Source organism: Psychrobacter immobilis (genome assembly GCF_904846175.1).
GTDB classification, from domain to species: Bacteria; Pseudomonadota; Gammaproteobacteria; order Pseudomonadales; family Moraxellaceae; genus Psychrobacter; species Psychrobacter immobilis_E.
Map to the genome: position 1 here is coordinate 133,868 of NZ_CAJGZM010000003.1, position 20,165 is coordinate 154,032.

At 42.2% G+C, this 20,165-nt stretch carries 23 protein-coding genes and 1 tRNA gene; 11 read left to right on the top strand and 13 right to left on the bottom strand.

What is annotated here, in order from left to right; translation table 11 throughout:
- The first annotated feature begins 84 nt into the window (after positions 1-84).
- From JMW39_RS05110 to JMW39_RS05125, 4 genes are all read left to right on the top strand, one after another.
- Complete coding sequence (locus tag JMW39_RS05110; RefSeq protein WP_201544504.1) at positions 85-1,230, top strand: imelysin family protein; 1,146 nt, start codon at positions 85-87, stop codon at positions 1,228-1,230.
- 3 nt (positions 1,231-1,233) lie between these two features.
- Positions 1,234-2,817, top strand: a complete 1,584-nt coding sequence (locus JMW39_RS05115; protein ID WP_201544506.1) for a DUF1513 domain-containing protein — start codon at positions 1,234-1,236, stop codon at positions 2,815-2,817.
- Between the two features lie 2 nt (positions 2,818-2,819).
- On the top strand, positions 2,820-3,488 hold the full coding sequence (locus JMW39_RS05120; RefSeq protein ID WP_201544508.1) for a M48 family metallopeptidase: 669 nt from the start codon (positions 2,820-2,822) through the stop codon (positions 3,486-3,488).
- 80 nt (positions 3,489-3,568) lie between these two features.
- Entirely contained in the window at positions 3,569-4,174 is a 606-nt protein-coding gene (locus tag JMW39_RS05125) for a methyltransferase domain-containing protein (protein WP_201544510.1), read from the top strand.
- Here JMW39_RS05125 and JMW39_RS05130 read toward each other — a convergent pair.
- Together JMW39_RS05130 and JMW39_RS05135 are read right to left on the bottom strand one after the other, a co-directional pair.
- Positions 4,152-4,832: a hypothetical protein gene (locus JMW39_RS05130; RefSeq protein ID WP_201544512.1), complete on the bottom strand. Its 681-nt coding sequence runs from the start codon at positions 4,830-4,832 to the stop codon at positions 4,152-4,154. The genes JMW39_RS05125 and JMW39_RS05130 overlap by 23 nt on opposite strands.
- A gap of 45 nt (positions 4,833-4,877) precedes the next feature.
- Positions 4,878-5,786 (bottom strand): hydrogen peroxide-inducible genes activator, encoded by a 909-nt coding sequence (locus JMW39_RS05135; RefSeq protein ID WP_201544514.1) that lies wholly within the window; start codon positions 5,784-5,786, stop codon positions 4,878-4,880.
- A 279-nt stretch (positions 5,787-6,065) separates the two neighbouring features.
- On the opposite strand from JMW39_RS05135, the gene ahpC reads away from it, so the two are divergent.
- The gene (gene ahpC, locus JMW39_RS05140; RefSeq protein WP_201544516.1) at positions 6,066-6,632 is read left to right on the top strand and encodes an alkyl hydroperoxide reductase subunit C; all 567 of its coding nucleotides are present in this window, start codon (positions 6,066-6,068) and stop codon (positions 6,630-6,632) included.
- Between the two features lie 185 nt (positions 6,633-6,817).
- On the opposite strand, the gene JMW39_RS05145 is transcribed toward ahpC, so the two are convergent.
- Positions 6,818-7,066 (bottom strand): YdcH family protein, encoded by a 249-nt coding sequence (locus tag JMW39_RS05145; RefSeq protein ID WP_201544518.1) that lies wholly within the window; start codon positions 7,064-7,066, stop codon positions 6,818-6,820.
- 514 nt (positions 7,067-7,580) lie between these two features.
- On the opposite strand from JMW39_RS05145, the gene ahpF reads away from it, so the two are divergent.
- Positions 7,581-9,158: an alkyl hydroperoxide reductase subunit F gene (gene ahpF / locus JMW39_RS05150; protein ID WP_201544520.1), complete on the top strand. Its 1,578-nt coding sequence runs from the start codon at positions 7,581-7,583 to the stop codon at positions 9,156-9,158.
- An 82-nt stretch (positions 9,159-9,240) separates the two neighbouring features.
- Here ahpF and JMW39_RS05155 read toward each other — a convergent pair whose 3' ends face one another.
- The 5 genes from JMW39_RS05155 to JMW39_RS05175 form a co-directional block, all read right to left on the bottom strand.
- Positions 9,241-9,993, bottom strand: a complete 753-nt coding sequence (locus JMW39_RS05155; RefSeq protein WP_201544522.1) for a glutathione S-transferase family protein — start codon at positions 9,991-9,993, stop codon at positions 9,241-9,243.
- Between the two features lie 149 nt (positions 9,994-10,142).
- On the bottom strand, positions 10,143-10,475 hold the full coding sequence (locus tag JMW39_RS05160; protein ID WP_201544531.1) for a TIGR01244 family sulfur transferase: 333 nt from the start codon (positions 10,473-10,475) through the stop codon (positions 10,143-10,145).
- 81 nt (positions 10,476-10,556) lie between these two features.
- Entirely contained in the window at positions 10,557-10,883 is a 327-nt protein-coding gene (locus JMW39_RS05165; RefSeq protein WP_183620293.1) for a beta-lactamase hydrolase domain-containing protein, read from the bottom strand.
- A 185-nt stretch (positions 10,884-11,068) separates the two neighbouring features.
- A complete protein-coding gene (locus JMW39_RS05170; protein WP_201544533.1) occupies positions 11,069-12,778 on the bottom strand; it encodes a SulP family inorganic anion transporter in 1,710 nt (569 codons plus the stop codon).
- A 56-nt stretch (positions 12,779-12,834) separates the two neighbouring features.
- Positions 12,835-13,149 (bottom strand): metalloregulator ArsR/SmtB family transcription factor, encoded by a 315-nt coding sequence (locus tag JMW39_RS05175; RefSeq protein WP_320157910.1) that lies wholly within the window; start codon positions 13,147-13,149, stop codon positions 12,835-12,837.
- A 372-nt stretch (positions 13,150-13,521) separates the two neighbouring features.
- On the opposite strand from JMW39_RS05175, the gene JMW39_RS05180 reads away from it, so the two are divergent.
- The 3 genes from JMW39_RS05180 (at position 13,522) to trxC (ending at position 15,299) form a co-directional block, all read left to right on the top strand.
- Entirely contained in the window at positions 13,522-14,388 is an 867-nt protein-coding gene (locus JMW39_RS05180; RefSeq protein WP_201544535.1) for an MBL fold metallo-hydrolase, read from the top strand.
- A 190-nt stretch (positions 14,389-14,578) separates the two neighbouring features.
- Positions 14,579-14,761: a DUF2892 domain-containing protein gene (locus tag JMW39_RS05185; RefSeq protein ID WP_201544537.1), complete on the top strand. Its 183-nt coding sequence runs from the start codon at positions 14,579-14,581 to the stop codon at positions 14,759-14,761.
- 100 nt (positions 14,762-14,861) lie between these two features.
- Positions 14,862-15,299 (top strand): thioredoxin TrxC, encoded by a 438-nt coding sequence (gene trxC / locus JMW39_RS05190; protein ID WP_201544539.1) that lies wholly within the window; start codon positions 14,862-14,864, stop codon positions 15,297-15,299.
- Between the two features lie 120 nt (positions 15,300-15,419).
- Here the strand turns inward: trxC and JMW39_RS05195 are convergent, their stop codons facing one another.
- From JMW39_RS05195 to JMW39_RS05215, 5 genes are all read right to left on the bottom strand, one after another.
- Positions 15,420-15,905: a J domain-containing protein gene (locus tag JMW39_RS05195; protein WP_201544547.1), complete on the bottom strand. Its 486-nt coding sequence runs from the start codon at positions 15,903-15,905 to the stop codon at positions 15,420-15,422.
- A gap of 48 nt (positions 15,906-15,953) precedes the next feature.
- Entirely contained in the window at positions 15,954-16,355 is a 402-nt protein-coding gene (locus JMW39_RS05200; protein ID WP_201544549.1) for a hypothetical protein, read from the bottom strand.
- 96 nt (positions 16,356-16,451) lie between these two features.
- A complete protein-coding gene (locus JMW39_RS05205) occupies positions 16,452-16,811 on the bottom strand; it encodes a SirB2 family protein (protein ID WP_201544551.1) in 360 nt (119 codons plus the stop codon).
- Positions 16,812-16,969: 158 nt separating this feature from the next.
- Entirely contained in the window at positions 16,970-17,314 is a 345-nt protein-coding gene (locus tag JMW39_RS05210) for a BolA family protein (RefSeq protein WP_201544553.1), read from the bottom strand.
- A gap of 217 nt (positions 17,315-17,531) precedes the next feature.
- Positions 17,532-18,344 (bottom strand): M48 family metallopeptidase, encoded by an 813-nt coding sequence (locus JMW39_RS05215; protein WP_201544555.1) that lies wholly within the window; start codon positions 18,342-18,344, stop codon positions 17,532-17,534.
- A 510-nt stretch (positions 18,345-18,854) separates the two neighbouring features.
- Between JMW39_RS05215 and JMW39_RS05220 the strand changes: the two genes are divergently transcribed.
- Together JMW39_RS05220 and JMW39_RS05225 are read left to right on the top strand one after the other, a co-directional pair.
- Positions 18,855-18,929: transfer RNA gene (locus tag JMW39_RS05220), tRNA-Gly, on the top strand.
- A gap of 304 nt (positions 18,930-19,233) precedes the next feature.
- Positions 19,234-20,025, top strand: coding sequence for a glucose 1-dehydrogenase (locus tag JMW39_RS05225; protein WP_201544556.1), 792 nt, complete (start codon positions 19,234-19,236; stop codon positions 20,023-20,025).
- The last annotated feature ends 140 nt before the right edge of the window (positions 20,026-20,165 follow it).

Here is a 20,165-nt window from a genome sequence, read left to right on the forward strand (position 1 = left end):
AAAACCATTTAAAAGCTATTCTCCTTAAATATATAGATTTAAATAACTACTCATATCAATAGACATATAAATACTGAGAAAACTATGAAAATAAACCCTGCATTAGCAATGGCACTATCAGCATTAAGTGCTGGCATCCTTATCAGCTGTGTCAAACCTGCTGATGAGAGCAAAGCGCCAGAAGTAGATAGACAAGTCGCCCAAGAAAGTGCTACTTCTAAGGCTACAACTGAAAAAGACAATAGTGCAGATAAAGTTACTGCTGTTGATATTAGCGCTGATACTGAAAAGACCTATTTGACCCATGTGGCAAATGATATTGTTATTCCAGCTTATGCAGATGCAGCGAAGCAGAGTGATTTATTGCATGAGTTGGCACAAAAGCATTGTCAGCAGGCGCCAGTTAGTGGCGATGAGTTGCAAGCGCTGCGTGACCAATGGCTGGTGCTCGCACAAGCATGGGCTGGCGCTGAGATGGTTAACTTCGGTCCAGCAACTGCGAGTATGAGTAATTTATATATCAATTATTATCCTGATGAGCGCGGGCTGGTACATGGTGGCGTTGCCGATCTCATTGCTGCCAATCCTAAGCTTACCGCTGAGCAACTGGCTAATGAAAGCGCTATTGTCCAAGGTATACCGGGATTAGAAGAAGCGTTATATGCCAATGACAGCTTGGATGCTGGGCAATGCGCTTATGTGCTGAGCGCAAGCAGTGCCTTAAGCACGCGCCTAAAAGATATTGAGAAAAACTGGCAGCAAAACTCAACCACTTTATTAGCGATTGATAAAACTGCTGAGAGCGATCAAGGTTTGAATCAATGGTTTAATTCTTTATTGTCATTGGTTGAGACCATGAAATCTAATGCTATCGATCAGCCATTAGGTTTAACGGGTAAGAAAAAAGGCCATTTGCCAGCTGCGACCGCAGGTCAAAGCCGCGCGATTATAAATGCTAAATTGGCCACGCTGAATAAAGCAATGACCGATCCGGTATTGACCGCTATTCTTGGTAGCAATAATGAAAATGCAGTGGCCGATACCTTATCGACCGCGCTTGCTGATGCGACCACCTTATTGGCTCAAATGCCAGAAGACTTGGCGACTGCTGATAAAGCCACCCAGCAAGAGTTGTATGACAAGCTGACGACTATTACACGCATTATTAAACGCCAATTGATTCCGACCCTCGGTATCCGTGTGGGCTTTAACAGTACTGATGGCGATTAAAAAATGCATTCTATTGACACTAAAACAGCAAGTAATTCACAAGGGCAGTCACAACAGGCGCCACAAGAGAATCAGCCTAATTCTGAGCTGTTTGCGATATCGGCATTGACCATGCTTTCTACTGTCATAGGTACAGCCGTGCTTGTCGGTATTCATCATCGTTATCGCAAGCAGCACCATCCTGATGCCAGCTTGCGCGACTATGTAGTAGGTATGTGCTCGCAGTTGCAGTCGTTAACCTCAACACCTAAACTCGAGCTCGTACAGTTTCGCCACGCTTGTCAGCAAGCGACTTTTGCATGGCAACAGGCTTATCGGTTACCGATAGAAGGTAAGCAAAACGCCAATCATAATAACCTAGCTGATTTTAGCCCTCTACATACCACCACAGTACTGACGCGCCCCGTTTGTTGGGTTAGTGGCGTGGCATCTATGCCAAAAAGTGTCGTGTTAGCAAATGATGATGGCGCTGATGCCTGTCATAATGAGCATGACTTTGGTGTGGTCGGTATCGCCGCCGATAGACAACTCGTTTGGCAAACGACCATGCCAGAACGTGTCCACGATATTGTCGTCCAGCCTGTTCTTGACCGTGAAAGTAACTTTTCTAACCACAACCAAAATGTTAACCATAATCGAAATCGCGATGTCGTTGTCATGGGTCGGCGTCCGAGTGAAAATTTTTGGGTATTAGATACAGCAACCGGGCAAGTAAAGTTTGCTATTAAAGCATCTACTCATCGCCACTTTTATGGGCATGCTTGCTACAGCCTAGACGGTAAACTGCTCTATGTGACCGAAAATGACACGATAAGTTTGGATGGTAAAATCGGTATCTATGATGCTGATGATCATTATAAAAAAATAGCAGAGTTTGACTCGCACGGTATCGGTCCGCACGAGCTGATTATGCATCCTGATGGCGAAACGCTAGTGATTGCGAATGGCGGTATCAAAACCGAGCAAGCGTCGCGTGCAGAGCTCAATCTTGACAGCATGCGCCCATCACTGGTGTACCTAAACCGCCATAATGGCGATTTATTTGAGCAAATTATCCCTGAACACAATCAGATGAGCGTGCGTCATCTAGCCATGCATAATGATGGAACGGTGATGATAGGCATTCAATTCCAAGGCGAAAAGCATATCAATGTGCCGTTAGTTTTGACTCATCAACGCGGTGAACCTGATTTTAAACCCCTTATGATGCCCAATAACCAATGGCAGCGCTTTCATCAATATATCGCTAGTGTAGCGGTTGATAGTGAGCGTAACTTATTATGTGTGACCACGCCGATTGGCGGTTGCGCGGCGATTTATGATTTAAACACTCGTACATTAATTGATGATATTAGCCTGCCAGATTGTGCTGGTGCAGCAGTATTGTTTAATAATAATACTGAAAAAGCAGAAGGTAATAATGAGCAATCAGGTTTTATCGTTAGTGATGGCCAAGGTCAGTTAACCGCGTTAACTGTTAATAACTTGGCAGCTGCACAACTAGATACTGTAGATAACGGTGAGCGTATTTTTATAGACAGCAAATATCATATGATGTCGTTCGATAATCACTTACAAGCACTCTGAACATGAATGTGCCGTCAGAAAATCATTCGTTTTTATTAGACAGCGCTATACATTATTTGGCGCAAGCGGATATTGAGCTACGTATCACTAAAAAGCGGGTCAAAAATATTAACTTTCGCTTAAAACCCCATAAACTACTAGTTTCTGTGCCGTTATTTATTAGCTCAGCGCAAGCCGCACTCGCTATAGAGAAACGTGTGCCATGGGCGATAGCAAATCACGCGCAAGTATTAGAGCAATATAAACGCAAGCAAATTCCTTCAAAAGATGCTTCGATTGCCAATAACACGCTGCTATTGTGGGGTGTAAAGCAATCGTTCACGCTGAGTCATGATGAAAAGATTGCCTACTATCGGCAACAGCTTTCTGAAGTTGTACCTGCATTATTTAAAAAGTGGCAACCAATTGTTGGTGCTCACGCTAATGAGATACGCCTAAAGAAAATGCATACGCGCTGGGGCAGTTGCAATACCCGCGCACGGCGGATTTGGTTATCCATCTATCTGCCTGCTTATCCTATTGAATGTACCGAATATGTCATCGTCCATGAGCTGTGTCATCTGCATCATGCCAATCATAGCCGCGCTTTTTGGCAAACGGTGGCGACCGCTATGCCTGATTATCAGTATTGGCATAATATGCTGGCAGGTAAAACAGGTCAGCTAGATTAAAGTATAGCCTACTTCTAAATAACCGGATGTCATGCCTTAATCTGCTAATATAAGGTTCTTTATCGAGACAAGGATGTGATATGGAAAACGTCAATCAAGCGGAGTTTTGGCAGCAGCGTTATGAGCAAGACAGTATCGGCTGGGATATGGGACAGGTGTCACCACCACTCAAAGCCTATATTGACCAACTGCCTGAATCTGCTAAAGATCAATCGATTCTAGTACCGGGTGCGGGTAATGCTTATGAGGTAGGCTATCTGCATGAGCAAGGTTTTACCAATGTTACCTTGGTTGATTTTGCCCCTGCGCCGATTGCAGCGTTTGCTGAGCGTTATCCTGATTTTCCTGTTAAGCATTTAATCTGTGCTGATTTTTTTGAGTTATCGCCTGCGCAATATCAGTTTGATTGGGTGCTGGAGCAGACGTTTTTTTGTGCGATAAATCCATCACGCCGTGACGAATATGTGCAGCAGATGGCAGCGTTACTGAAACCAAATGGTAAGCTGATTGGTTTGCTGTTTGATAAAGACTTTGGACGAAACGAGCCACCATTTGGCGGTACAAAAGCTGAATACCAGCAGCGTTTTGAGCGTCATTTTGATATTGAAATTATGGAGACGAGCTATAACTCGCATCCGGCGCGTCAGTGCAGTGAGTTATTTATTAAGATGCGTGTAAAATCTTAATCTCACGCTTAATGTTTTCTCGAGCTTGTTCTTCTAGGCGGGAATGATAGTAATCAGTTAGATAAAGCGTTTGGTGCGCTAATAATCCTTTTAACACTGATATGCGTCCGACGCGGTAATTGACGTTTGAGATGTGAGCATACTCTTGGCGTACGGCTTGGGCATATTGTTGATACTCCGACCAAGATGCTCCCAAAACACTTAAATCCATATCTAGTAAATAGGCGGCATCGCTTTTTTTAGATTTATCTAACCAATCATCAGTCTTGTCAATTTGATGGCTAGCCGTCATCATAATTAGCGCGTAGATATATTGGCATTGCTCAGCACTCAGATAAGAATTTAACGACTCTACGGCATATTCTGCACTTTTAAGCTCATTATCTACGCACGTTGGCGTATATATCACATCATGAAAAAACAGTGCCAAGGCGATAATATGCGGCTCATTCAAATGATGCTTAACCTGTTCGAACTGCCCAAACAGCTGCCGAATATGCTGCAAGCTATGATAAACGCGCTGGGTTTCGTTATAGCGCATGGCGATATCTTGCCACAGCGCTTTTAATATTACTGGCTCGATAGCATTGTTAATAGCAGATAAATGCCACTCGAAAATCTTACCAAGCTCAGTATCTATTTTTGACGACCGATCCATAGTTACCCTTCGTGTGATGACTCCTTAAGATTTAGCACCAGTGACTTATTCTTTATTAGCAGCATCTTCAAATGCTTGTTTAAACAGCTTGCCGAGCAAATTAACATCATCGACGCGGGCATAATTCAAGCGGGTGACAAAAGCGATATGACGATGTGGTCCTTCCTCGGCTAATGGCACCGCGACTGCATTTTGATTTTGTAGATGCAGCTGATCGAGGGCCATCTCTGGCACTAATGTCGTCCCCATATTGGCAAGCGCCATTTGTATCAGGGTATTTAAGCTGGCATCAGAAAAGCTCGATTTCATTTGCGCGCGGTCAAAATGACAGACGGTTAAGGTTTGATCGGTCAGGCAATGTCCTTCGCCAAGTAGCATCAGATTGGCCGTTGCTAGCTCATCAGCGTTGATGGTTTTGAGCTTGGCATGGACATCGTCTTTTGGAAAGACGGCAAAGAAATCCTCTGCCCAGAACTCAAAGGTATGCAAGCCATCGACCGCATAGGGGAGCGCAATAATAGCGGTATCAATATGACCGTAACGCACTTGCTCAAGTAAGCGTTCCGTTTGCTGCTCAACGATGGTCATACGAAATTCTGGATAGTGTTGACGCAGCGCAGGCAATACTTTTGGCAGCAAATAAGGGGCAATCGTTGGAATGATACCCACGGTCATAGGGTAAGCAAGCGGCGACTGATGGCTATGCGCGCGCGTGGTCAAATCGTTGACTTCAGAAAACACCCGCTGCGCCCGCGTCAAAATGTCCTCGCCGATAGGCGTAATCAAGACTTGCTTATTATTGCGCTCAAAAATCTGCGTATCCAGTTGTTTTTCTAACTCAGCGATACCTAAACTCAGCGCTGATTGCGAAATATTGCAGTCTTCCGCCGCACGTTTAAAATGACGATGTTTTGCAACCGCTAAGGCAAACTCGAGTTGGCGTAAAGTAATCATAAAACCTCTCTATTAATGGGTTTTTCAGGCAATTTATTGTACTTATTTATCTTATGTCAACTATCTATTAGCGTTGATACATAGATAAAAAAAGCAGATAGAATAGTTTAACAAGTTTAATAAAACAAAACATCAAATTAAAAACTTTTAATTTGATTAACCATAGAATTCGCGTATAGTTTGTCAGGTAGCCCAGAGATTAGAAGGGTTAATAGAAACAAACCTAAAATAAATTTTAATTACCTTACCTTACCATCAATCAAAAAAAAGGAGCCAATCATGGCGTCTATTATCAATCAAGAAATCCCAGAATTTTCAGCAGAAGCGTTTGTAAACGGTGAGTTTAAAACCATCACCTCTGAAGACGTAAAAGGTAGCTGGGCGATTTTCCTATTTTACCCAGCCGATTTTACCTTTGTTTGCCCAACTGAACTTGAAGACATGGCAGCACATTACGAAGAGCTAAAAGGCCTAGGCGTAGAAGTGTACTCAGTATCAACCGATACGCATTTCACTCATAAAGCATGGCATGATTCTTCAGAAGCAATCGGCAAAGTTACTTACCCAATGATTGGCGATCCTACTGGCCGTATCACTCGTGGCTTTAACGTCATGATTGAAGAAGCAGGTTTGGCTGAGCGTGGTACATTCTTAGTAGATCCAGACGGCTTGATTCAAGTTGCTGAGATTCATGCTGGCGGTATCGGCCGTAGTGCAAAAGACATGCTACGTAAAGTAAAAGCGGCACAATACGTTCGTGAGAACGACGGCGAAGTTTGCCCAGCAGCTTGGGAAGCCGGTCAAGCAACATTGAAACCAAGTCTTGATCTCGTTGGTAAAATCTAAGTCGTTCTTTATTAGACTAAAATTATTAGATTAAAATTTTAGTATTATTTAAAGCGGTATTTGCTGATTGATAATACTAAATAAAGTGCTAAAAAAAGATCCCATTAACTTATGCTAATGGGGTCTTTTTTTTGTCTCAATCTTATAAGACTTTATAATATCTAGCGGTATAAACTAGCCACTAGTTAAGCATGAGATTGTAATTTATTTTTATCAATTATTTTATAAATCTCATCTTTTAGATGCAGCTTTCGCCTTTTCATTTGTTCTATTTCCTCATCGCGACTGGCATGCGTCACCAAATCTTTATCTAGCTGATTGATTTGCTGATCAAGCTGCGTATGTTCATCAAAAATAGTCGCAAAGTGGCTGTCTTTTTGTTTAAGCTCAGCAATAATTTCTCTGTTGTCTTGCCATGTATCCGTCTTTCTCATCTTGTCATCCTTGTTATGAAGCGCAAGCTTATTAAAGCAATAGCGCATTTTTAGTTAAGAGTGCTGTGATGAATTGCTATGATTGTGAGACTTCAATGTCATTAAGCCAAATCGTTATTCAGCTCAATTATAAACAGGTTTACTGGTAGCAGAAAGGGCGTTTAATAAGTGCAAATAACCATCAATCTACTGATAGGTAAATAAGATTTTTTCTTATTCGCCTCATTCGATTGTAGCGAAAAAATTTACTAGATACCATGACTATCACTATCTTTTATTTATAAGTAGTTTTGAAATTAAATAATAATGACTATTTATGATTTGTTTTATAAAACATAAGGTTTGAGTTTATCGGCTTGCTCAAAATGCCCAAACCCTTGATAATAGACGTATCAAAGGTGATAAGACAAGTATTTATAGCTTTTAAATCAGCGACTTAACTTATCACCAAACCCTATTTAAATGTCCAGCATCGTAGCTGACGTTACATATTTAATAATAATGAGGAACAAACATGATAGATCAAAGTTTATTAGATGCAGTCAAAAGCTACAGTGAAAACATGACCCGTCCAATTACATTTGTATTGGGTAGCGGAGAACATAGCAAGCGTGCTGAGCTGATTGATTTTTTGACCAAAATTGCAGGGACTACGGATAAAATTAATTTTGATAGTACAGCTACCGATGACAGCTTACCAAGCCCGATTAGTTTTAAAGTGATCAGTCATATCGATGATGTATTGACCGATACTGGTATTGTGTTTAGCGGTATCCCTGGTGGTCATGAATTTACGTCTCTGATTTTGGCGATCTTGCAAGCCGGTGGTCATACGTTAAAACTAGATGAAGGCATTCAAAAGCTGATAAAGCGCTTTAATAAACCGCTGCAGTTTCAAACCTATGTCTCACTCTCTTGCCACAGTTGCCCAGAAGTTGTGCAAGCACTGAACCAATTCGCGCTGTTAAACGATGACATCAGCAATGAGATGATCGATGGTGCATTATTCCAAGAGCAAGTAGAAGCGAATAACATCCAAGGCGTACCAGCAGTGTTTTTAAACGGTAAGCCGTTTGCTAATGGTCTGATTGACACGGCTAAATTGATTGAGAAATTACAAGAGCAATTCCCTGATTTATTAGCAGAAGCTGATGACGATGCTGAACAGTTAGAGCAGCAAGATGTGACGATTATTGGTGCAGGTCCCGCTGGCGTTGCGGCAGCGATTTACACGGCGCGTAAAGGTCTTAAAGTCACTATGGTCGCTGACCGTATTGGCGGGCAAGTCAAAGATACACAAGATATCGAAAACTTAATCTCTGTACCTTTAACGACCGGTAGTGAGCTGTCGGCGAACTTTGAAAAGCATTTGCGCGAATATGATATTACGCTCAAAGAACATGTCAGCGTCAAAGAAATTAGTGAAACTGAAGATGAAAACTATCGTATTCATCTGAATACCGGTGAGACGTTTGAGACGCGCAGTATTATCTTAGCGACCGGTGCCCAGTGGCGTAAACTTGGTGTCCCAGGTGAAGATGAAAACGTCGGTAAAGGCGTTGCTTACTGTGCGCACTGTGATGGTCCTTTCTTTAAAGGTAAAGACATCTCTGTCATCGGTGGCGGTAACTCCGGTATTGAGGCGGCGTTAGACTTGGCAGGTATTGTGAAGCATGTAACCGTCCTTGAATTTGCCGATGATTTAAAAGCCGACCAAGTATTGATTAATAAAGCCAAAGAAAAAGCAAATATTGATATCATTACCAGTGCTGCAACCCAAGAGATTAAAGCGAATGATGGTAAAGTGACATCTATCGTTTATCAAGACCGTAGCAGTAGTGAGACCAAAGAGCTTGATGTTTCAGCAGTGTTTGTGCAGATTGGTTTGGTGCCGAATACTGCGTTTGTCAAAGGCTTTGTCGATTTAAACCGCTTTGGTGAGATTGAGATTGACGAGCGCTGCCGCACCGATCGCAAAGGTATCTTTGCTTGTGGTGATGTCACGACCGTACCATTTAAGCAAATTAATATTGCGATGGGCGAAGGTTCAAAAGCGGCATTATCAGCGTTTGAATATTTGGTGATGCAGTAAGTTATTTAGCTTTTACCAAAGTCTTACACCCCTAAAGTCTACTATGGTTTTAGGGGTGTTTTTTTTGCGTACTGGTTAAGGTTTAACCTGCCAATACACCAGCTACCGAGAGTAATTCACCCGCTTCATCTTCTTTAATAACGCGTTTCTCTTTTAAAGCTGACTCGATCCAAGCATGTAGATGAGTATTGTTTAACATCGTCTCACAATAATGTTTGGTTATTGGTTTTAATGGTATGCCCGAGGCATCCGCATAAGTCTGCAAGCGTAGAACTACAGGGGCGAAAAAAGTATCGGCAGCTGTGAATGCACCAAACAGATAGCTGTCTTTTGGACGATTTTTTAAACAATCTGCAAATATATTTTCTATACGAGCGATATCTTTTAAGCATGCAGCGCTTGGTTGTATTTTCGATTTAGCTCGAATGTTCATCGGCATCTCACTACGAATCCCCATCAGACCTGAATGCATCTCAGCGACGATGCTTTGGCAATAAGCGCTATTTATTCTGTTACTGGTATTATTCTTAGTATTAGACTTACTCAGTCCTGTCCAAACATCTAACTCTGTCAAATAATCATTGGCGTGAATGGCAATCGCTAAGGTATCCCAGACCGTGACTTTATCGCTGTTATTATCGTTGTCTTGACCATAAACCAAAACTGGTACTTTGCCGGTTGGCGCATGCTCATTAAGAAGGGCTGTCGCTGATGGATGAAACAGCTCAATCAGTTGCTCATCAAAATCAATGTTAAATGCCTTGAGTAGTAGCCAAGCTCGCAATGACCACGACGAATAATTTTTATTGCCGATGATGAGTAGCGGTTTTTGCATTATAAATTCCTATCAAGCGGTATCAGTAGGATTTTATTATGTCTTTAATATTGAGTAATAACCAGTCTATAGTTGAGTAATGTGTAAAAAAAAGCCCATCCAAAATCTGGACGGGCGTTTTTGAAGCAGTAGCAATTATATTTAAATTATTAATCGTCTAATAAATCCATACGCTTTGCCGCTTCATAAATACCTGTTGAGCGGTTACCGGTACGGCAAAAAATCAGCATTGGCTGCTCAGCTTGGTTAAAAAAATCAGCAAACTCTTCAACATGGTTTTGATTGAGCTCACTACCAGCAAAAGACACTTCTTTATAAGCAAGTCCTGCTTTTTTAGCGGCAGCTTCAATCTCGGCGCTAGTCGGTTGGTTTGGTTCTTCACCATCTGGACGGTTGTTAATAATGGTTTTAAAACCATTTTCAGCAATCATAGGTACTTGGTCAGGGGTGATTTGTCCGGTAATACTAACTTGATGGCTCATAAGAGCTCCTTGTTATTTTTTAGCGTAAAAATGAAACTTTTGCGCTTGGATTAAAATATTTCAATAAAGCATATCTGCTCTCTACAACAAGCCTTGCATCAGCGCACTCTGATACAGTAATTTGGCGCGTGCACCCGTTCCGCAAAACATCAGGATGGGTTTGGGCATGGTGCGATAAAAAGCTGCAAACTGCTCGACAGTCGCCATGCTTAAACGCTCATCATCAAACGGTAAATGCTGATATGTGAGGTTGGCCTTTGCCGTCGCATGGGTAAAGTCACAGCTATTGGGCTGCGTCTCTGTCTCAGCGTCAGGTCGAATATTGAGCACAGAGCGGTAACCAAGCTCGGCAATCTTGACGCATTGGCTTGGGTAAATTTGCTTATAAATGGTTAAATCATCGGTCATAAGTTTTTCGGTCGCATATATTAAATGGCGTTAGATTTTCTGATGTTTCTAGAGACGGTAAGTTTTAAATCTAATAGTAATTTAGCATAACACAGCTTTTATCATATCTCTGTTTTGTCACTGACAATAACGGTCATTAATGATTTGACATAGTGTGACATAGGATGGATACGTGCAGGGCGTTGTCAGACATCCTTAAGCGCATTGACCGCATCCATGGTACTTAAATAAACGTGCCCTGATAGATGGGTAATGACCGGTGTATGCTCAATGATGTCCATCACCGGTCCCTTGATAAAGCTAAAGCTTAAGTGCTTTTTTTGATTCAATAGCTCTTGATTGAGGCTGATAAGCATCTCTTGTCCGGTCAAATCAATATGATTGACCGCTGACATAATCAAGATAATCTCATGCGCTTCAGGATATTGCTGCGTCGCTTGTATGACCCTGCGATGCACGGATTCACTATTGCCAAAAAACAAGCTTTCATCAATACGCAGCATCAATAAATTGCTAAAGGTCACCACATCATGACGATTGATGTTGCGAAAGTGTCCTGTGCCCGCTAGCTGACCAACGACGGCGACATGTGGTTTGCTTGATTGCCAAATTAGGCTGGCAAACGACACCATCAAACCGATGACCAAGCCAGTATTTAACCCAAATATCAGCACACCGATAAATGCAGCCAGAAAACTGGCCGCATCTAAGCGGTCGCGTTGCCATGCTGACTTTAAAGTCGCCATATCAATGAGACCGACAATCGATGCCATGATGGTCGCGCCCAGTAGAGCATAGGGCAGAGGTGCTAATAAATTGCCAAAAGCGATTAACGCTGCAATCATGACCAGTATCGTCACTAAACTTGCGACCGGTGTTTTGGCACCTGAGTCAGCATTCATTGCAGTACGTGAAAAACCGCCAGCGACCGTAAAACTTTGAAAAAAGCCGCCCGCCATATTGGCCAGCCCCAAACCAGTAAGCTCACGATTGGCATCAAAGGTCTCACCGCGCAGGCGTGCATAATTGCTGGCAACTGAACTGCTTGAGACAAAGATAATCAATGCCATTAAACCTGCGCTCGGTAATAGGTTGAGCGCTTCATGAAAATCTGGCACGTATGGTAGGGTAAAAGTAGGCAGACCCTGCGGAATAGTACCAATCGTTGCCACGCCGTTTGTTGTCCAATGTAAGCTCATGCTTAACACGATGGCAATAGCAAGTAAAATGAGCGGAAATAGACGCTCAGCCCATTTGGCATAAGAGGCCGATAACCAAGAGCGCCACACCCATTTACTTGCATAACGATTGGCAAACAACAGCGTAAAAGCAATAACACCGATAACCAAGGTTAGTGGATGCAGCTGGCGGGCATACACCTGCATACTCGATAAATAACCTATGAGGCCATTACCTGCAATAGGAATGCCCGTCAGATACTTAAGCTGACTGACAAAAATCAGTACCGCCGCGCCACTGATGAAACCTGCAGATACGCCGCGACTGATAAACTGCATAATCCAGCCAAGCTTAAGCCGACCTGCCAGCCATAACATCGTCCCTACCATCAATGACAATAAACTTGCCATTAATATATATTGCTGCGTACCCTCATTGGCATAAGGATGCAAACTACTTGCCGTCATAATCGCAGTGATGGCGACGGGCCCTACAGCTTGCACATTACTTGAGCCTATCCACGCATACACCAGCACGGGTACGATAGCCGCATAGAGTCCATAGACAGGCGGCAATCCTGCTAGCACCGCATAACCTAAGCTTTGCGGAATGACGAGCACCCCAACGACCAAGCCCGCGATGACGTCAGTCGGCAGGGCAGACAGCTGATACTGACGTAACCAAGCAGGAATCAGACGAGTAGCGATAGAAGGCATAGCAATATGTCATCACAATAAAGAAAGTTAAAGACAATTAGAAACTAAATGACCAGTTAGGCGTCTGTTTTGGCACAAAAGCGTTCATACAATAACTGTAGTACCGATAATGCATCATCGCTTGCGATACTATAATAGATTTGCTTACCCTCGCGGCGGGTCGTCACCAACTCGTCTTTACGCAGGATACCTAGCTGCTGCGATAAACTTGGCTGACCGACACCGACCAAGGACTCAAGCTCACTGACACAGTACTCACCTTGGGTCAGCTGACATAAGAGTAATAAGCGATCAGGATGCGAGAGCGATTTCAATAACTGGCTAGCTTGCAAGGAGGCTTGTTGCATTTGCTCAGCAAGGTCTTTGGGCACAAAGTCTGCTACGTTGGCAGATACAAGCGTGCCAGTGGGATTGCTAGTTGTGCTCAATGCTGAAGTTGAAGTAGTCAGAGCGAGCTCCTTATGAATGATATAGATAGAAAATGCAGAGTTTATAGATAAGAGTTGGTTATATATAGTTAATTATCAATGATATCGCAATTTATAGCAAGTTATCATTATTTACATTATATAAATTGATAAATTGTATGATGATTGCTATAGTGGTTGGTAGTGATAGATAGAAGTATAGGTAGCACCTAGAAGCAAATATTCTAAATAGAGGCAAATGCTATAAATTAGCGCCTATTATACGGAACAATACCTTAAAAATTAAAACATTCATATAAAAGTAAAGAGGTAGCCATGCAAGTTCATTCTTTCTTACATAGCGACACAGAGACTTACACCCATGTACTCGCAGATGTGCAGCAGCAAGTGTGTGCGATCATTGATCCTGTACTAGATTTTGATGCCAAATCAGGGCGTACGGATACGGCTAGTGTCGATGAAGTGATAGCATTCGTTCGTGAGCAGGGTTGGGAGCTGGTTTACATTATAGAAACCCATGCTCATGCCGATCATATATCTGCTGCTATTCATGTAAAAAATGAGCTTGGCGGTAAACTGGTCATCGGGCAACATATCACCGAAGTGCAAAAAATATTTAAGCAAATCTTTAACTTTGATAGCAGCTTCCGTACCGATGCCAGTCAGTTTGATATCTTGACCGACGATGGCGAAACTTTGACGCTTGGCGGCATTACGATCACTGCCATGTATGTGCCCGGTCACACCCGTGCAGATATGGCGTATCTTGCCGCTGACGATGAAAAAACCGTGGTCTTTGTCGGTGATACGCTCTTTGCTCCCGATGTCGGTACGGCGCGCTGTGACTTTCCGGGAGGGGACGCTAAAACCTTATATCAGTCTATCCAAAAACTGCTGGCACTCCCTGATGAAACCATCATGTATTTATGCCATGACTATCCGAGTCAAGGTCGCAAGCATTGCCCAACCACGACGGTAGCAGCGCAAAAGATTGGTAATATCCATGTCAAAGAGGGCATCAATGAAGCGGAGTTTGTCAAGATGCGCGAGCGCCGCGATGCTAATCTAGAGATGCCGCGCTTGATTATCCCTTCAGTACAACTTAATATTGATGCTGGTCATTTCCCCAAGCCTGAAGACAATGGCACGCGCTATTTAAAAGTACCGATTAATACGCTTTAAGCACCAATTATATTTTAACAAAATGAAAAAAAACTGTTAAGAAGTAAGTATAGCTAAGCAAAAAGTTACGCAAGCACAATACGAGCAGCGGCCATTATAATGCTAATCATGTAACATGAGATGAGAAATATGGTGAGATAAAAAGATGGCTGTTTTTTAGGATCAATTAATAATAGCTAAGGATTTAGCCATGGAAATTAACGTCGGCAGTACTGAACGTTTACTACGTATTATCGTTGGTGTCGTCATTATCGGCTTGGGGCTTTATTTCCAAAGTTGGTGGGGCGTAGTCGGTCTAATTCCCTTTCTAACTGGGCTATTCCGTTTTTGTCCGTTATATAAAATGCTTGGGATGAACACGTGTAAGCGCTAAATAATGCTTAATTTTTATCTTAACAATGAATAAATATTAAGCATGGGTGCTTTGCTAAGACGAGTGCCAATTCCAGTGCTAATGATAAAGGAGCTCTATAATGAGTGAGCAAAACTCTCATCTGGTCTGCCCCCATTGTCAGGCAACCAATCGTATACCTGCAGCACGGCTGAATGCGGCACCAAACTGCGGCAAATGCGGTCAGCCATTATTAACGGCTAGTCCGCATGAACTAAATACCCAAACGGTCAATAAGCTTATTCAAAAGAATGAGGTATTGACGATCGTTGATTTTTGGGCGAGTTGGTGTCAGCCGTGTTTGATGATGGCACCACAGTTTAAAGCCGCGGCCAAGCAGTTGCCGCAAGTGGTTTTTGGTAAAATACAAACCGATAAATACGAGCAAGCGGCGGCACCTTATAATATTCGTAGCTTACCGACGATGGTGGCCTTTAAAAATGGCAAAGAAATCGCGCGCCAATCTGGTGCGTTACCTAGCGATCAAATTGTGCAATGGGTGAGAAGCTTAAATTTATAAGCTTTGATTGAGCTTTTACTGCTGATTATTAGATATAAAAAAGCCAATATGCTTATCGCGTATTGGCTTTTTTAACTTTACAGTTTTATTAAAAATAAAAGCTTATTTATCGAATATAAACTAAAAATCATAGGTTAATAATAGAGCAATTAACATGAGTATTGCAGTCGTAACAACTAAGGCTATTAATATTTTAAATATCAAATCTGGTAGTTCTTTTATATTGGATTTTGTTGAATCAGGAATATTAGATGAAAATTCACGCAATTTTTCTTTAGCTGCACTAAGTGATATAGATTCTGGAATATTAATTACTACTACTTTATTTTGTCGTTTTAAACCATTATCTGCTCTAGCATAGTCATGTTTATCATTAGATTCACGTTCATATGTAGATAGTGATTTATCATATTTACTACGTGCTATAGGGTCAGATAGTATCTTATATGACTCATTAAATTGTTGCATGATACGATCAGCATCTGGATGTTTATTCTTGTCCGGATGGTATTTCTGGGATAAAGACTTAAATGCAGCTCGTATGACTTCCGCAGAAGCATTTCTAGAAACCATTAAGGTATCGTAGTGCGTATGAAGGTTATTCATTATTAGATAGTCTTATCAAGTTAATACGGCTTAATTAAGTATTAGTGACTACTCACCATAAATCTTCACGCCATTGGCAAAGCTGCAACGTTGGATACGGGCAGACTGAATGATGGCATCACGCTCACCATAAAGTCTTGATAATTTGGCATCACGCGCTTGAGTATTGTTGCTTTTACCAACGCCAAAGCTGATATTAGGCGAGATACCCCAGCGTCCAGCGGAAACCCCAACGCCGACACCTGAGGCAGCTATGGTTGATTGCTCATTACGCGCCGCGTCGACATAGCGATTGACACGGTTATACTCTTGGCTCAGTGCTTGGCAGTCATAACTTTGGTAGGTGCTTGGTGGTACGTATTGCGGGGTAATATTACCCGTTGAGGCGCAGCCCGAGAGAGCAAAAACGCCAGCTGTTGCGAGTAGTGTTGCTGCAGTAAGAGTTTTCATAATGGCTCCATAAGGCGACGTTGAGAGGTTTATATTTATTTAAGATAGCAAAAAACCGTGAATTAAGATATTGAAAAATATATCGTTTAGCACCGCTTAAAACAAATTTCCCGGCTTACTAAAGGCGAGTACCACGATACCAACATAGGCGATACCTGCGATAAGAATGCCAGTTTTTCTTTGGCTGGGTGTGGCATTGTCATTAAAGGCTTTGATACTGGCACTGAGCGCCGCAACGAGTAAGATGATTTTTGCAAATACCCACTGCACCGGCGCATTAACGCTCATCAATTGCACCAGCATACCAGCCCCTGAAATGATAATGACGGCATAGAGGATGTGGGTAGATATTTTTACCGCAAATGGTGGCTTTTTGTTTGTGCCTAATACCACATAGCTTTGGTATAAAAACAGCGCAATCAACAGGACAGCCATGAGCATATGTAGGTGTTTCATTGGATAAATTTTCCTTTAAAGGTGCCGTTTGCCAGCTTATCTATATTATTTGGGAACAGCATTTAATAGCAGCATTTAAGAATGATATTTAACGATAATGTTCAATGGTGGTTTTTCAAAGTCAGTTGTTCAAAAATAGCGACCTAAAAAACAGCTATCTAGCCTTTGTTTTGTCCAGCGCATAATGGGCTGTCAGGGCTTTGACCTTGCCACTCTGTTGGCGTATAAGCATGGATAGCCAACGCATGGATTTGACCGCCTTGTGAGGTCAATAGCTCATTTGCCAGAGCATATACGAGCTGATGACGGCCAACCAAACGTTTGCCTTCAAAGTCCTCACTGACAATGGTCAGTTTAAAGTGGCTTTCTTTACCGTCAAAATAACCGGCATGATTCATTGATTCATTCACCAGTTCAATATGCTGCGCTTGCAGGACTTGTAGCTTATTATTAAGAGCATCGGCGGTCGGGGTATTGGTAGGCGTATTAGTAGTCATAGTCATCCTTATTTTATGCGACTGCACCATCTAAATGGCTGATTGCGCCCATTATAGCAGACGCTGACAATTGTGCCGCTATGCTGTACGCAGTAGACCTGCATTAGCATGGCAAAATGCTTTAGTAGCACCCATAAAAAAGCAGAGCGTAATCATTATTACACTCTGCTGTTATTAGTTGTCCACATTTTCTATTAGATTAAAATCTAATGTTCATACAAAACTAGCGACGTGATTGCTGATAAATCGGCATCACCTTAGGCATCAATGACTGCAATTGCGCAATACGGTTGCTGCTGGTTGGGTGAGTGCTCAAAAATTGTGGTGGTTCACCTTGGCTGGCGCGTTGCATTTTTTGCCATAAGGTAATCGCAGCTTGTGGGTTGTAGCCTGCACGTGCCATCAGCTCAAGACCGATTTGGTCGGCTTCTGCTTCTTGCGTGCGGCTGTGTGGGCGGCTAAGACCTAAGTCACCAGCGACGTTAGCAAGCTCTGCCTGACCTTGTGATAGACCAAAGATACTAGCAGCGACACCGATACCTGTTTGCGTCGCGTATTGACGCGATAGGCGCTCACGTGAGTGCTCACGTAGGGCGTGCGATATCTCATGACCCATGATAGCGGCAATTTCGTCATCCGATAAATTCAAGCGATCGATGATGCCTGAATAAAACATAATCTTACCACCTGGCATGACGAAAGCGTTCAACTCATTAGACTTAATCGTATGAACTTCCCAAGGCCATTTTGTTGCATCAGGACGATAGACGCCCACTTGACCGACCAAACGGTTCGAGATGTTTTTAAGGCGGTTTAGCTGTGCTTTATTGGTGTCAAGTAAACCACGCGCCTTTGCTTCTTGTAGGGTTTTAGCATAACTTTGCGCCGATAACTGCAGTACTTGCTCGTTTGAAACCAGTAATAGCTGTTGACGGTCAACGCCGACGGCACCGGTGCTCGTCGTACTAGAACAACCTGTCATTGCCAACGCTGATAATGATGCCGCCATAACGGTAGTGGTAATTAGCTTTTTCATAAAACGTCCTCGCTGTAAATGGAAAAAATAAAGTGAAACAATGCCAATATCAAAACAGTAAAGGTAAGGGCAGCTTATTATTGAAATTCTACTACCACTCAGCCATCCACTAAAACAGTAGAATTTTACCCCACCTGTCATTAGGCATAAGTATAATAATGTTAACAAGTTAAAACCTAGACAGAAAAAGTAACAATAGGCGGTAGGATTGTAAGTGAGGTTTTTAAACCATGTTTGTAAGCGATGTTGGTAAAGGGAATTGTTAAAATAGCTTTTATCGCTATATTAGAATTATTCTTTATATTTCTTTAAAATTATTTTGTTGATGTAGCTAATTAAAATACTGCCCAAAATCAATACGATAAGCATAGATGCTACCTCGAAAAGGCTTAAATAGCATAGTCTTAGTTAAAATTTTTAAAAAAGCTATTGACACGCCCAGAATATTTGCTAAAATAGCCAGCCTATCGAGACGTAGTCGTTGTTAACAACATTGCGATTTGATATTCAGCGGGAATAGCTCAGTGGTAGAGCATAACCTTGCCAAGGTTGGGGTCGAGAGTTCGAATCTCTTTTCCCGCTCCAAATATGGCTTGCAAAAGCACTAAAGCCTCACTTCTTATAATAAGAAGTGAGGCTTTTTTCATGTCTAAAATTTAGAAAGTAGGTTTGCAGCTCTATTAAAAGTTTATAGGCATATTCAAAATTGCTGAATTACAAAAGGCGACCGTTACAAAACACGGATGATTTGACACACTTATTTAATCTTAGCCGCGCATACTTATCTCTATTCAGTTAAAGATGAATAGTGAGTTAGAGATAAGAAAGTGCGTTCAACATAATGGTCTTTAGCTTTTAACAATAATAATAACGATAATAAGGATTGAGTATGCAAGATTTTAAACATAAAGCATTCAACGAGTTGTTTGATTTAACCGGCAAAACGGCGATTGTGACGGGCGGCGCTAATGGAATCGGTAAGGCTACTGCTTTGCGTTTGGCGCAAGCGGGTGCAAATATTGTCATCGCAGATTTAAAAATAGAAGATGCCAATAAAGCAGCTAAAGAAATAGAAAGCTACGGCGTTAAAGCGTTAGCAGTTGAATGTAATATTTTAAAAGATGATGATTTGGTAGCGATGGTCGATAAAACGCTAGAGGTATTTGGTCGTATCAATATCCTGATTAGTAACGCCGGCGGCGGTGGCGGTGGTCAAGAAAATCCGTTTAAAATCTCTGTTGATGATTTCCGTCGCGACTTTGAGCTAAATGTCTTTAGCGCGTGGCGCTTATGCCAGTTATGCGTGCCACATATGAAAAAATCAGGCTATGGCTCAATCGTAATCACCACATCGATGTCGAGTGTCAATAAGAGCCCAGATATGAGCGGCTATGCTGCATCAAAAGCGGCGGTCAATCATATGGTCGCCAACCTGACCCATGATTTTGGTCCTGAGGTGCGTATCAATGCCATCGGTCCTGGTGCCACGCGCACTGCAGCGTTAGAGAGTGTATTGACGCCTGAGATTGAAGAGAGAATGCTATCGCATACGCCTATCAAACGCTTAGGCGAAGCCGATGATATCGCTGGTGCGATGCTGTATTTTGCTGCGCCTATCTCTGAGTGGGTGAGTGGACAGACGTTATTTGTTAATGGCGGCGGTGTGCAAACGTTAGACTAAAATTAAGATTAACGATAATCGCTAGTGTAGAGAACTTGTCATAAAAAAGCGTCACCTAACCAAATGTTGGGTGACGCTTTTTCATGAAAATTGTTTTTAACTTACTGATTAAAACTCGATGGCAGCGAAATATTAATGCA